Origin of the sequence: Actinomadura madurae (genome assembly GCF_900115095.1) — a bacterium.
Taxonomy (GTDB): Bacteria; Actinomycetota; Actinomycetes; order Streptosporangiales; family Streptosporangiaceae; genus Spirillospora; species Spirillospora madurae.
In genome coordinates this window covers 108,257-120,130 of the sequence record NZ_FOVH01000023.1, presented here as the reverse complement: position 1 = coordinate 120,130, position 11,874 = coordinate 108,257, and the positions used below count along the sequence as shown (strand labels likewise).

Here is an 11,874-nt window from a genome sequence, read left to right as displayed (position 1 = left end):
CCGGGCCCTAGCGCAGCACCGAGATGTGCACGTGGTCGTAGTGGTTCTGGGTGATGCTGCCGCGGTCCTCCATCGGCCGCCAGCCGCCGCCGCGGACGTTCCAGATCCGCTGCTTCCAGATGACGTAGGAGATCCCGAGCCGGCGCGCGTTGGCCACGGCGTACGCGGCGACCTGGTCGCCGTGCCGCTGGGCGCCCGCGCTCGGCATCCGGCCGCCGGTGCTCTCCATGAAGTCGCAGGCGCGGCCGTCGCCGTGGTCCTGCGGGTCGCCGGTGGAGCGGTGGCAGCCGATCACCGGGAACGGGCCGAACATGCCGGCGATCTCCAGCAGGACGGTCCGCATCGTGGGGGTCATCATGTTGCCGGTGATGGGCGTGCGGTCGCCGGACGCCCCGTCCGGACGCCCCGTGACCTGCGGCCGGTTCTTCCGCTTCCCGGAGCCGGCCGGGGTCTTCGGCGTCGCCAGCGCCGCCACCCTCGTGCCGCGCGGAAGGATCCGCCGCAGCCGCTTCGCCAGCTTCGCGGTGTCGGCCTTCGGGGCGCTGACGACGAGGCCGTTCCCGTCCGGCATGCCGAGCGCGCGGGCCTGCCGGCGCGACACGACCGCGTCGATGTCGCCGATGCCCATCGACGCGTAGGCGCCGACGCGGACCCGCCCCGGGCTCGTGCTGCGGCCCGCGGTGACGACCGAGCCCAGCGGCAGCGCGTCCCGGCCGTACTCGAACGAGACGGCCAGGCCGCCCAGGGCGATGGTCTGCCACAGCTGGTCGGACTCGGCGGTGGGCCCGGGGGCGAACGCCCGGAACCCCGACGGGTCGACGCCGAGCAGCCCCATGCGGCGCCCGCCGACCTGCGCCCGCGCGGCGTCCACGACCGTGACCCCGGCGACGCCGTCGAGCCGCCTCGCCCGCTCGACCGCCTGGGGCGGTAAGGAGGACGGGCCCGCCACGAGCAGGTGCGGCGTGTACCGGCGGGTGAGCGGCGCGACGGTGGGCGTCCGCGGCGCCTGGTCCACCGAGACGAGGTTTCCGGCCTTGGCCGGCCCGCCGTCCGCCCGGTCGTGCACGATGACGCCGACGTCGGCCGCCAGGGTGAGGACGATTCCCGCCGCGATGCCCGCGCAGAGCCCCCTGCCGCCTCGCATCCGTCGCCGACCCCCTCGCCGTCCTCCGCCGCATCGTAGAGGAGCGGGCGGCACGGTGTGGTGTCAGGCGGCGTGGTGTCAGGCGGTGTGGTGTCAGGCGGCGCCGCGGGCCCCGTCGCGGCGGAGCACGATCATCGCGACGTCGTCCTCGCGGTGCCCGAACTCGGCGAGCACGCGGTCGCTGAACCGTTCGAGGTCGTCCTCCGCGCGGCCGGCGACGGCCCGCAGCCGCTCCAGGTTGTCGCCCAGCGGGATGCCGCGGTCCTCGATCAGCCCGTCGGTGAGCAGCATGACGATGCCGCCCGGCGGCACCACGGTCTCCTCGACCGCCACGTCCTCCACGGGGAACCCGAGCAGCACGCCGCCGCCCGAGCCGTAGCGGGCCCGGCCGCCCGAGATGTGCAGCGGCGGGATGTGCCCGGCGTTGGCGACCTGCGCGGCGCCCGTGCGGGGATCCAGCGTCAGCAGGCACATCGTCGCGGTCTGGTCGCCGTGGTAGCGCTCCATCACGTCGTTCAGCAGCCGCAGGATCGTGACGGCGTCGTGGCCTTCGGCGGCGAAGGCCCGCAGCGCGTGCCGGATCTCCGCCATCACCGTCGCGGCGAGCAGCGAGTGGCCCTGCACGTCCCCGATGGCCACCAGGACCCGGTCGCCGCGGTCGAGGACCTCGTAGAAGTCGCCGCCGACCTCCGCCTGGTCGCCGGCGGGCGCGTACCGGACGGCGAAGGCCCAGCCGGGCACCGGCGGGGTCGCCGCGGGGAGGAGGCTGCGCTGGATGGTGAGCGAGACCGTGTGCTCCTCGGTGTAGGACCTGAGCGCCTCCATCGCGAGGGCCAGGGTCTGGCCGAGCTGGCGGAGCAGTTCGGTGTCGCCCTTCTCCGGGACGCCGCGGGCGTCGATCACGATCGCGGCGGCCGGCCGGTCCGCCTTGAGCCGCGAGACCGCGATCACGGCGTCCCCCTCCACCACCGTGTCGGGCAGCAGCTCCCGCCACGCGTGCGCGGGCACCCGCCTGACCTCGGTCCCGGTGTCGTCCGCGAGCCCCGTCATGCCGACCAGCCGGGGCAGCAGGCCGGACGGATGGTCGCGGTACTCCGGCCCGCCGCCGCGCTCCACGGTCCGCACCGGTCTGCCCTCCAGCGGCTGGGTGAACACCGCGGCCGGCGTCCCGAAGATCGTGTGGGCGCCGTGCACCGCGACCGCGGCGAGCTCCTCGAAGGATCCGGCGGCGTTGATCCGCAGGGACGTGCGGGTGAAGGCCGCCAGCCGGGAGGCCATCCGCTCGGCCCGGTGCAGCGCCCGGTAGTAGCGCAGCACCGCCTCCACGGTCGCGAGGAACTCGCCGGGGTCGATCGGGTCGGTCATGTAGGCGTCGGCGCCCCGGCGCAGCCCGTGGACGCGGTCCGCGATGTCCACGGCGTGCGCCGAGATGTGGATCACGGGCAGCGACCCCGTCCGCGGCGCGGACTTGATCCGCTCGCAGACCTCGATGCCGCTCATGTCCGGCAGCCGCACGTCCAGCACCACCAGCTCGATCTCGTGCTCGGCGAGCCGCCGCCAGGTCTCCGCCGCGGACGCGGCCTCCACCACGACGTGCCCGGCGCGGCGCAGCCAGCTGCCGATGATGTACCGCTTGGTGTCGTTGTCGTCGACCACCAGCGTCGTGCACGCGGGCGTGCCGGTCATGCCGGCCCCCCGGCGTCGCGGGGGCGGGCGGTGCCATCGGCCAGGGCGGCGCGCACCGCGTCGGCGAGCGTCTCCGGGCCGATCCTGTCCTTGGCCAGCATTGCGCCCGCGCGAGCCAGCCGCGGGTCGTCCGAAACCGTCACGTCCGCCGAGGTGACCAGCACGACCGGCGGCTCCGGCGGGAGTTCGGCGAGGACGTCGACGCCGTCCACTCCGGGCATGCGCAGGTCCAGCAGGATGAGGCCGGGCGGGTCGGCGGCGACGGCGGCGAGCGCGGCACGGCCGTCGGCGGCCTCGCTGACCCGTTCCGCGGCCTCCTCCACCAGGCCGCGCAGGAGCCGGCGGGTCGCGTCGTCGTCATCGGCGATCAGCACGTGGCCGAGGCCGAGCTCGGCCAGGGGCCGGTAGGGCGGCAGCCGCAGCGTCACCGTCGTGCCCTCGCCCTCGGCGCTCTCCAGGAGGAGCTCGCCGCCGAGCGCGGTGGCGAGGTGGCGGGCGTAGGGCAGGCCGAGCCCGGTTCCCCGCGCCGTGCCGCCCGGCGCCTGGTAGAACTCCTCGAAGACCCGCTCCTGCTCGTCGGGCGGGATGCCCACGCCGGTGTCGGTGACGACGAACTCGGTGTGCCGGGACGTCGCTCCGGCGGCGAGGCGGACCTCCCCTTCCGCCGTGAACTTCAGCCCGTTGCCCACCAGGTTCCGCAGGATGCGGGAGAGCATCTCCCGGTCGGTCACGATGACGGGGGGCGCGCGGGACACGTCCACGGAGAGCGTGAGCCCGGCCTGCTCGGCCATCGGGCCCATCAGCTCCGCCAGGTGCTTCAGCAGCGCCGGGACGTTCACCGGCGCGGGCCGCGGCTCCAGCCTGCCCTGCTCGGCCTTCGCCATGTCGAGCAGCTCGTCGACCAGCGCCAGCAGGGTGCCGCCGGTCTCCCCGATCAGGATGATCTGATGGCGCTGCTCCGGGGTGACCGGTTCGGCGGCGGGATCGAGGAGCAGCCGGGACAGGCCGATGATGCCGTTCACGGGGGTGCGCAGCTCGTGGCTGATATTGGCCCAGAAGCGGTTCTTCACCTCGACCGCCCTCCGCAGCTGGTCGGACTTCTCCTCCAGCTCGGCGTGCAGCGCCACCACGCCGCTGTTGGTCTCCTCCAGCTCCTCGGAGATCTCGTTGTAGAGGGCCATCACGCCGTGGTTGGTCGCCTCCAGCTCGGCGTTGAGGTTCCGCAGCTCCTCCAGCGCGGCGAGGAGTTCGGCGTTCTGCGTCCTGAGCTCCTCAAGGGCGGTGGCGGGCCGGAGCCGGCGGAGCCGGACCCGCAGGGCGGCGACGTCCTCGTCGGCCATCGGAGCGGCACTGGCGGGCAGGTCCTTGCGCAGCCGGATCCGGTCGCGGTCGCCGGTCCGGTCCTCCTCGATCAGGGTCATCAGGCGGGCCGCCGCGTCCAGCGACTCCGGCGGGCGGTCCGGCCGGGCCCGCCCGAGATCGAGTTCGATCACCAGGCCGGGCCGCCCGCCGTCGTCGAGGCGGAACGCGACGGACACCCTCCCGGCGGACGCGTACAGCTGCCGCCCGGCCTCGCTGAGCGCGGTGGCGACCCGGACCTGGTCCTGGTGGTCGAGGCCGACCGCGGCGGCGACGTGCCGGCCGGCCTGGCGGACGGCGAACACGCCGTGCTCGTCCACGATCTCCATGCGGAGCAGGTCGCCGGCCATGCGGTCACTCCCATCCGGCCGTGGTGACGGCGAGCACGGACCGGTCGTCGCGCCGCACCCCGGCGTCGCGCAGCAGGGTCGCCGCGATCAGCATCGGGTCGCGGCGGCCGTGCTGGTCGGCGAGGCCCCACCGGCCGGTCAGGCCGTCGGAGTGCAATACCACCGCCGCGTCCGGCGGCAGGTCGTAGGAGTGCTCCCGGATCCGGTCGGCATGGACGCCCGCGATCCCCGGGACGGAGATCATCCCGGTGCGGCGCTCCGGCCCGACGATCCATGCGCCGATGTTCCCGATCCCCGCGAACCGCACCCGCCCGGCCGCCGGGTCGACGGAGACGACGCCGACCGCGCCGCCCCGGGTGGCCGACATCCGCCGGTGGACGTGGCGCAGGACGTCGCCGGGCCGGGCCGGCGGCGCCGCCTCGTGTGCCGCCCTGACGGCCTCCCACGCCGCCCGCGCGGCCAGCGGGCCGTGCCCGAGGCCGTCGCAGAGCAGCGCGTGGACCGTGCCGTCGGCCAGGCGCGCCGTGTACGCGTCGCCGCACACCTCCTCGCCCTCGATCGTCACGGTGAGGCCGGCGAACGGCGGGTCCGCGCCGTCCTGCCCGGCGGGCGTGCCCGGAGGCAGGAACCGCGCGTACAGCACCGTGCCCGTCCGGGGCAGCGAGAACATCCCGCAGCGGTCGGCGAGCCGCTCGATCGACCCGAGCCCGAGCCCGAGGGTGCCGCTGGTCGAGTAGCCGTCCGCGCGTGAGGCCGGCACGTCGGCGATGCCGGGCCCGCGGTCCACGCAGACGAACTCCAGCAGCGCGGTCTCACCGGACCGGACGATCCGCACCACCATCTCGCCCTGCCGCGCGTGGTTGGCGAGGTTCGTGGCCGCCTCGGTCGCCGCGAGCTGGACCTGGCCGAGGCGCTCCCCGCCGAACCCGAGCCGCTCGGCGAACGCGGTGATCCGCCGCCGCACGCCCGCCGCCGCGCTCGGCTCCTCCACCCGCACCAGCAGCGAGTCGCCCGCCGGCGGGCTGGTCGTCCATCCGCCGCCGTTCAGCGGAGCCATTTGGCCACCGTCACCGTGGTGCCCTTCCCCACCTCGCTCGACAGGCTGAACTCGTCGCTCAGCCGGCGGGCGCCCGAGAGGCCGAGCCCGAGGCCCGTCCCGCTCGTCCATCCCTCGCTGAGCGCCTGGTCCACGTCCGCGATGCCGGGCCCCCTGTCGGTGAAGACGACGCGCACGCCCCGGCGGCCTCCCTCGCCGGTGGCCTGCTCCACCCGCATCGTCCCGCCGCCGCCGTGCGCGTAGGTGTTGCGGGCCAGCTCGCTCGCCGCCGTGACGATCTTGGTCTGGTCGACCAGGGACAGCCCCGCCGCCGCGGCGGCCGACCGGACCAGGTGCCGGACGCGGACGACGTCGTCGTTGGAGGCGATGGGCATCTCGCCGCCGGGCGGCAGGGTCATGGGCCGCCCGCCGCGGCGGTGCGGGCGTCCGGCGGCCCGGCGCCGAACAGCCGCATGCCCTCCTCCAGGTCCAGCGCGGTGCGCACCCCGCCCAGCGACAGCCCGAGCTCCACCAGCGTGATCGCCACCGCGGGGCGCATCCCGACGACCACCGTCTCGGCGTCCATGAGCCGCGACATGGCGGCGATGGTGGCGAACATCCGGCCGATGAACGAGTCGACGATGTCCACCGCGGTGATGTCGATCACGACGCCGCGCGCGCCGGTGCCGGAGACCCGCTCGGCGAGATCCTCCTGCAGCGCCATGACGGTCTGGTCCTGCAGGTCGGTCTGGATCGACACAAGCAGGACGTCCCCGATCTTCAGGATCGGCACCCGTTCCATCAGTCCTCCCGCCCGGCGACCACCCGCACGCCGCGGAGCGCGAGCGTGTACGCCAGCGCGTCGGCCAGGGTCGGCTTGGTCACGATGTCGCCGAACTCGATGCCGAGCGTCACGATCGTCTGGGCGATCTGCGGCCGGATCCCCGAGATCACGCAGTGCGTGCCCATCAGCCGGGCCGCCATCACCGTCTTCATCAGGTGCTGGGCGACCTCGGTGTCCACGGCGGCCACGCCGGTGATGTCGATCACCGCGAACCGGCAGCCGGTGTCCACCAGGGTCTGCAGCAGCGTCTCCATCACGACCTGGGTGCGCGCGGAGTCGAGGGTTCCGACGAGCGGGACCCCGAGCACCCCGTCCCACAGCTTCACCACCGGCGTGGACAGCTCCAGCAGCTGCTCGGCCTGGTCGGCGATGACCTGCTCGCGCGCCGCCGCGTAGGTCTCGAACGTCGCCAGCCCGAGCTCGTCGACGTAGGCCGAGAAGTCGATGATCTCGCTGTAGGCGCGCTGGTCACGGGTGGTCCTGATCTGCTCGTACAGCGCCTGCTTCAGCGCGAACACGCTGATCGCGGTCTCGCGCGGGCTGAACCCCTGCCGGGCCCGGCTGCGCGAGATCTCCGCCAGCGTCGCCCGCAGCTCGCCCGAGGCCGCGTCGTCGCCCTCCAGGGAGCGCTCGACCAGCCCGTACAACTCGCCCAGCTCCGCCTGGACCTCATGCTCGGTGAGCCTGCCGCGGATGCCGGGGGTCACCAGCTCGACCCAGCGGGCCAGCACCGGCTCCCGCCAAGAGCGCAGCAGCTCCGTGATCCGTACATCGCCCGAGCCGTCGGTCATCGCCGCGCTCCCTCCGTGCCCCGGTCCGGACGGCGGCCGCTCGGCGGGGGTCGCCCGCGCGCATCATTCGAGGAGGTCGTCCCGGCCGCGCCACCCGGTGCTCACCCGCACCACGGTAACCGCGGAATCGGCGGGTCCCACCGGTACTGACCTGGACGTTTACGTGAGATGACCACCTTTTGGCTTTGGTGTCAGTCCCACCAGAATGACCAGTTGGTCTTGCCGCGGATCTCCTCGGCGTAGCCGGCCAGCGTCCCCGGGCCCTGGAAAAGGATGTCCGGGCAGAACGCCCAGTGCTCGGCCGCGACGTGCACGGCGTGCCGGGTGGTGACGGGGGGCGCGGCGACGCTGAGCTCCAGCGTGTTGAAGCCGAGCCCGATGACGCGCGCGCCGAACCGGTCCTCCCAGCCTCGCAGGACGGCGGCGAGCGGCGCGGTCCACTCGTTGTGGTTCAGAGCGCCCTGCCAGCCGACGGCGGCGAGCGCGTCGGCGCCCCGGTCCACCGCCACCAGGCCGAGCGACAGGCCGCGGGCGGCGAGCGCGCGGGCGTGCCGGTCGGCCACGGCGTCCGGGTCGTCGACCGGGACGCCCGCCGGGGCCGGCCCGGGGCAGTGCCGGCCGAACGGGGCGAGGTCGTCGTGGTCGCCGTCCGCCTGCTCCGCCCAGTCGGCCCACACCTCGTACATGAACGCGTGGGGCTGGTAGTTGCCGACCTCGGCGACCGGCTCGGGGGCGATCTGGCCGGCCGCCCAGGGCTGGTCCGTCTCGTCCATCAGCAGGGGCCACAGGCCCGAGCGCGGGTGCTCGGCGCGGAACCTGGCCCACACCTGCCCGCCGACCGGGTCGTCGCTCAGCCAGAAGGCGGGCCGCATGAGGAACTGCCGCTGCGGGTAGCCGGGGTCGGGCCAGATCAGGTCCCCGTCGGGCAGCGGCGCCGACAGCGTCCGCCCGGCCGCGCCGTCCCCGGCGCCGCCGTCGAACAGCTGCGGCAGATCGCCCGGCAGGTGCCGGACCTCCACATCATCCATTTCACGCCGTTCCGGTACAGAGCATGCCAGTGGCGATCGTAACGGCGGCGGGGCCGCCCGGGGGACGAGCCGTGCGGTTCGTCCGTCCCGGGCGGCCGGGGCGGGGCGGGATCAGCGCTCGCGCCGCCCCCGGAGCAGGTAGTCGATCAGCACCGCGACGACGGCGGCGCCGGTCACGGCGCTGACGACGATCTGCAGCCAGGCGTCGCCGAGGACCACGTTGGAGATGACGTTGACGGCGATGAGGATCGCGAACAGGGTCCAGCGGGTGGAGTTGGTCATGATGACGTCTCCTTTCAGGAGAGGGAGGGGGAGGTGCGCCGGCGCAGGACCGCCCGCGCCGGCAGGAGGATCGCGGCGGCGGCGGGGCCCGCCGTGCCGAGCAGGACGGCCGCGCAGGTCAGCGGCGGGACCGAGGGGAGCGGGAGCCCGGTGACGGCCGCCGCGAAGGTCAGCAGCGTCACGGTCGCGATGAGCGTCCCGGCCGCGATGCCGGTGCCGAGCACGATCGCGGCCTCCAGCCGCAGCATCCGCAGCACCTGGCGGCGGGTCGCGCCGACCAGCCGCAGCAGGGCGAACTCGCGCCGCCGCGCCGCCGTGGCCACCGCGAGCGTCGTGACGAGCCCGATGAGGATGAACCCGGTGATCGCCGCGACGATCACGCGGCCGACGAACCCCTGCAGCCTGATCTCCTGCGAGAGGCCCGTCCGGAACGCGGCGGGGGAGACCACCCGGACGCCGGCGTAGGCGGCGGTGACGGCCGTCAGGTCCGCGTCTCCGCGGACGAGGACATGGTCGTCTAGCGGAGCCGACGAGTGCGCGGCGACCAGGTCACGCGGGAGCAGCACGTCGCCGAAGCCGAAGCCCCGGCCGTAGACCGCCACCACGCGGGCGCGGACGCGCGTTCCGTCGGCGAGCCACAGCGCCGCCGTGTCGCCGACGTCGAAGCCGCCCGCCACGTCCCGGCTGAGCGCGACCGCGTTCCCGCGCAGGTCGGCGAGCCGGCCCGAGGAGACGTCGGGGTCCATGGTCGCCGCGGCGTCCGGGCCGATGCCGCGGGCGTCCAGCGAACGGAGGTTCTTCTCGCCCAGCTCCTTGACCGCCATGACGACGCCGGTGCGCCTGACCGGCGTCGCGGCCGTCACGCCGGGGACGCGGCGCACCGCCTCGGCGACCCCGTGCGGGAGGCCGGGGCCGGACGACACCACGACCCGGTCGGCGCGAAGGCCCTCTTCCGCCTGCACCCGCGCGGCGTGCGCGACTGTGGACTGCGCGAACAGCTGGACGCCCGCGAAGGCGACGGCCAGGGCGACCGGCGTGATCAGCGACCCGGCGCGCAGCGCGGCGGCGCCGGCCGCGTGCTGGGCCATCCGCCCGGACACCGGGGCGACGGTCCGGGCGGCCCGCCCGAGGACCCGGTTGCCGAACCGGGCCAGCAGGGGGCCGAGGAAGGCCGTCGCGATGATCAGGGAGATGACGAGGCCGCCGAGCGAGGCGTTCGCGGCGGGCCCGGTCGCACCGGCCGAGAAGCCGAGCGCGTTCAGGCCGATGACGAGGAACACCACGCCGGTGACGACGCGCCACCGGGGCAGGCGGCCGGGCTCGGCCGCGGTCTCGCCGAGCGCCTCCACCGGGCGGATCCGCGACACCCGCAGCGCGGCCACGAGCGAGGTCACGGCGGCGGCGAGGACCGCGGTCGCGACCGCGGCCAGCGCGGGCAGCGGGCTGAGCGACAGCCCGAACCCGTCCGGCAGCACGCCCTTGCGGATCATCGCGGCGTGCATCCCCGCGCCGAGCGCGAGGGACAGCGCGCCGCCGGTCAGCGCGGCCGGGACGGCGATGCGCGTCGTCTCCCGCACGACCGCGCCCCGGACCTGGCCCGGCGTCGCCCCGACCGCCCGGAGCAGCGCGAGCTCGCGGCCCCGCTCCCGCACCGACAGGACGATCAGTCCGCCGAGGACCACGAGCGCGGTCAGCACGGCCAGGCCGCCGAACGAGGCGGCCAGCTCCACGATGCCGGGGCGCGCCGCGGCCACGGCCGGGTCCTCGGCGTCGCCGCGCGCCGCCCCGGTCGCGACGGTGAGCCCCGGGGCGGCCTCGCGGAGCGCGTCCCCGTCCGCGTCGCCGACGACCGCGAGGGCGTCGGCCCGGCCCGGGTGCCCGCCGAGGGCGGCGGCGGTCGCCGTGGTGAAGAAGGCCGCGCCGGGACCGTCCGCGACGAGCCCGGACACCCGGTACGGGCGGGGCGTCCCGCCGGCCTGCACCCGGACCGGGTCGCCCGGCCTGATGCCGGTGGAGGCGCTCAGCACCACCTCGTCAGGTGCCTGTGGCGCGCGGCCCGCGCTGAGGCTGTAGGGACGCAGGGCCGCCGACTCCCAGCCGTGGCCGGTCACGGCCCGGCCGGTGGAGAGCAGGACGGGGAAGGAGACGTCCGCCACCACGGCCCGCACCCCCGGGACGGCGCGCAGCTTCGCCGCGACCGCGAGAGGGACCGGCGCGCGCTCGGTCAAAGGGCGGCTCTGTTCCTCCGGCTCGTCACCGAACCGCTTCATCCGGTCCTCGACGCTCTGCGGCCCTGTCACGATCGCCGTGGCGGCACCGAACCGCTCGACCGGGGCGTGCGCCCGCAGCGCCGACTCCAGCAGGACCCCGCACGCCCCGACGAGCGCCGCCGCGAACGCCAGCGCCACGAAGATCCCGGCGGACGGCCCCCTGCCCTTCACAGCGTCTCCCAGCGGGCCATGACGGCGGACACGGTCGGGGCGGCCAGCTCGTCCACGATCCGGCCGCGGCTGAGGAAGACGACCGAGTCGGCCCACGCGGCCGCCATCGGGTCGTGCGTGACCAGCACGACGGTCTGGCCGGTCAGGTCCACCGCCTCGCGCAGCATCCGCATGACGTCGCGGGCCGTGCGCGGGTCGAGCGCCCCGGTCGGCTCGTCCGCGAACACGACCTCCGGACGGGTGATCAGCGCGCGGGCGAGCGCGGCGCGCTGCTGCTGCCCGCCCGACAGCTCCGACGGCCGGTGCCGGAGCCGGTCCGCGAGCCCGACCCGCGCGACGACCTCGCCGAGCCAGGCCGGGTCCGCCTCGGCGCCGCCGAGCCGCAGCGGGAGCGTGATGTTCTGCTCGACGTCCATGGACGGGATCAGGTTGAACGCCTGGAAGACGAACCCGATCCGCTCCCGGCGCAGCCGGGTCCGCTTCGCCTCGCCCAGTCGGCCGAGCTCGACGCCGCCGATCCGGACGGTGCCGGCGGTCGGGCGGTCGAGCCCGGACGCGCAGTGCAGGAACGTGCTCTTGCCCGACCCGGACGGCCCCATCACGGCGGTGAACCCGCCGCGCGGGAACGTGCGGGTGACGCCGTCCAGCGCCCGCACCTCGCCGTAGGTCTTGCTGACCGCGTCCAGGCTGACCGCGTCCAGGACCGTCGCCGGCGCCGGGGCCCCGGCCGTCATCGTCGTCATGTCTTCCCTCCGGGGGACGCCACCTCTCACCTGGACGAACCTAGGTTCCGGAGGGGGCCGGGCACATTGCACCGCACTACCGAATCGGTGGTGTAGCGGGCTACACCACGGCATGGGTGCAGGCCCGGGTGCGCGGTGCCCCGGCGTCCCTTACGGTGTCCTGCGAGGTG

The 11,874-nt window shown here is 75.3% G+C and carries 11 protein-coding genes; all 11 read right to left on the bottom strand.

Annotated elements, in window-relative coordinates:
* Positions 1-7: 7 nt before the first annotated feature.
* A complete protein-coding gene (locus tag BM339_RS41895) occupies positions 8-1,144 on the bottom strand; it encodes a VldE C-terminal domain-containing protein (RefSeq protein ID WP_075024445.1) in 1,137 nt (378 codons plus the stop codon).
* Positions 1,145-1,237: 93 nt separating this feature from the next.
* Positions 1,238-2,830: a fused response regulator/phosphatase gene (locus BM339_RS41890; protein WP_075024444.1), complete on the bottom strand. Its 1,593-nt coding sequence runs from the start codon at positions 2,828-2,830 to the stop codon at positions 1,238-1,240.
* Positions 2,827-4,539, bottom strand: coding sequence for an ATP-binding response regulator (locus BM339_RS41885; RefSeq protein ID WP_075024443.1), 1,713 nt, complete (start codon positions 4,537-4,539; stop codon positions 2,827-2,829). The genes BM339_RS41890 and BM339_RS41885 overlap by 4 nt, the downstream gene beginning before the upstream one ends.
* 4 nt (positions 4,540-4,543) lie before the next feature.
* Positions 4,544-5,596 carry an ATP-binding SpoIIE family protein phosphatase gene (locus BM339_RS41880; protein WP_075024442.1) on the bottom strand — a complete coding sequence of 351 codons (1,053 nt, stop codon included), beginning with the start codon at positions 5,594-5,596 and terminating at the stop codon, positions 4,544-4,546.
* The gene (locus BM339_RS41875; RefSeq protein WP_075024441.1) at positions 5,584-5,994 is read right to left on the bottom strand and encodes an anti-sigma regulatory factor; all 411 of its coding nucleotides are present in this window, start codon (positions 5,992-5,994) and stop codon (positions 5,584-5,586) included. The genes BM339_RS41880 and BM339_RS41875 overlap by 13 nt, the downstream gene beginning before the upstream one ends.
* Positions 5,991-6,377 carry an STAS domain-containing protein gene (locus BM339_RS41870; RefSeq protein WP_177287906.1) on the bottom strand — a complete coding sequence of 129 codons (387 nt, stop codon included), beginning with the start codon at positions 6,375-6,377 and terminating at the stop codon, positions 5,991-5,993. The genes BM339_RS41875 and BM339_RS41870 overlap by 4 nt, the downstream gene beginning before the upstream one ends.
* The gene (locus BM339_RS41865; RefSeq protein WP_021600206.1) at positions 6,377-7,210 is read right to left on the bottom strand and encodes an STAS domain-containing protein; all 834 of its coding nucleotides are present in this window, start codon (positions 7,208-7,210) and stop codon (positions 6,377-6,379) included. The genes BM339_RS41870 and BM339_RS41865 overlap by 1 nt, the downstream gene beginning before the upstream one ends.
* Before the next feature lie 191 nt (positions 7,211-7,401).
* Positions 7,402-8,238 carry a DUF4253 domain-containing protein gene (locus BM339_RS41860; RefSeq protein ID WP_075024440.1) on the bottom strand — a complete coding sequence of 279 codons (837 nt, stop codon included), beginning with the start codon at positions 8,236-8,238 and terminating at the stop codon, positions 7,402-7,404.
* Positions 8,239-8,349: 111 nt separating this feature from the next.
* Positions 8,350-8,520 (bottom strand): hypothetical protein, encoded by a 171-nt coding sequence (locus BM339_RS50410; RefSeq protein ID WP_021600329.1) that lies wholly within the window; start codon positions 8,518-8,520, stop codon positions 8,350-8,352.
* Positions 8,521-8,534: 14 nt separating this feature from the next.
* Positions 8,535-10,961 (bottom strand): FtsX-like permease family protein, encoded by a 2,427-nt coding sequence (locus BM339_RS41855; protein ID WP_083598475.1) that lies wholly within the window; start codon positions 10,959-10,961, stop codon positions 8,535-8,537.
* Complete coding sequence (locus BM339_RS41850) at positions 10,958-11,704, bottom strand: ABC transporter ATP-binding protein (protein WP_111833633.1); 747 nt, start codon at positions 11,702-11,704, stop codon at positions 10,958-10,960. Before BM339_RS41850 ends, BM339_RS41855 begins: the two co-directional genes overlap by 4 nt.
* Positions 11,705-11,874: the final 170 nt, after the last annotated feature.

Bases quoted from the DNA above. Each gene is read 5' to 3' on its own strand.
- BM339_RS41895 (WP_075024445.1), bottom strand. From the start codon at position 1,144: ATGCGAGGCGGCAGGGGGCTCTGCGCGGGCATCGCGGCGGGAATCGTC.
- BM339_RS41890 (WP_075024444.1), bottom strand. From the start codon at position 2,830: ATGACCGGCACGCCCGCGTGCACGACGCTGGTGGTCGACGACAACGAC.
- BM339_RS41885 (WP_075024443.1), bottom strand. From the start codon at position 4,539: ATGGCCGGCGACCTGCTCCGCATGGAGATCGTGGACGAGCACGGCGTG.
- BM339_RS41880 (WP_075024442.1), bottom strand. From the start codon at position 5,596: ATGGCTCCGCTGAACGGCGGCGGATGGACGACCAGCCCGCCGGCGGGC.
- BM339_RS41875 (WP_075024441.1), bottom strand. From the start codon at position 5,994: ATGACCCTGCCGCCCGGCGGCGAGATGCCCATCGCCTCCAACGACGAC.
- BM339_RS41870 (WP_177287906.1), bottom strand. From the start codon at position 6,377: ATGGAACGGGTGCCGATCCTGAAGATCGGGGACGTCCTGCTTGTGTCG.
- BM339_RS41865 (WP_021600206.1), bottom strand. From the start codon at position 7,210: ATGACCGACGGCTCGGGCGATGTACGGATCACGGAGCTGCTGCGCTCT.
- BM339_RS41860 (WP_075024440.1), bottom strand. From the start codon at position 8,238: ATGGATGATGTGGAGGTCCGGCACCTGCCGGGCGATCTGCCGCAGCTG.
- BM339_RS50410 (WP_021600329.1), bottom strand. From the start codon at position 8,520: ATGACCAACTCCACCCGCTGGACCCTGTTCGCGATCCTCATCGCCGTC.
- BM339_RS41850 (WP_111833633.1), bottom strand. From the start codon at position 11,704: ATGACGACGATGACGGCCGGGGCCCCGGCGCCGGCGACGGTCCTGGAC.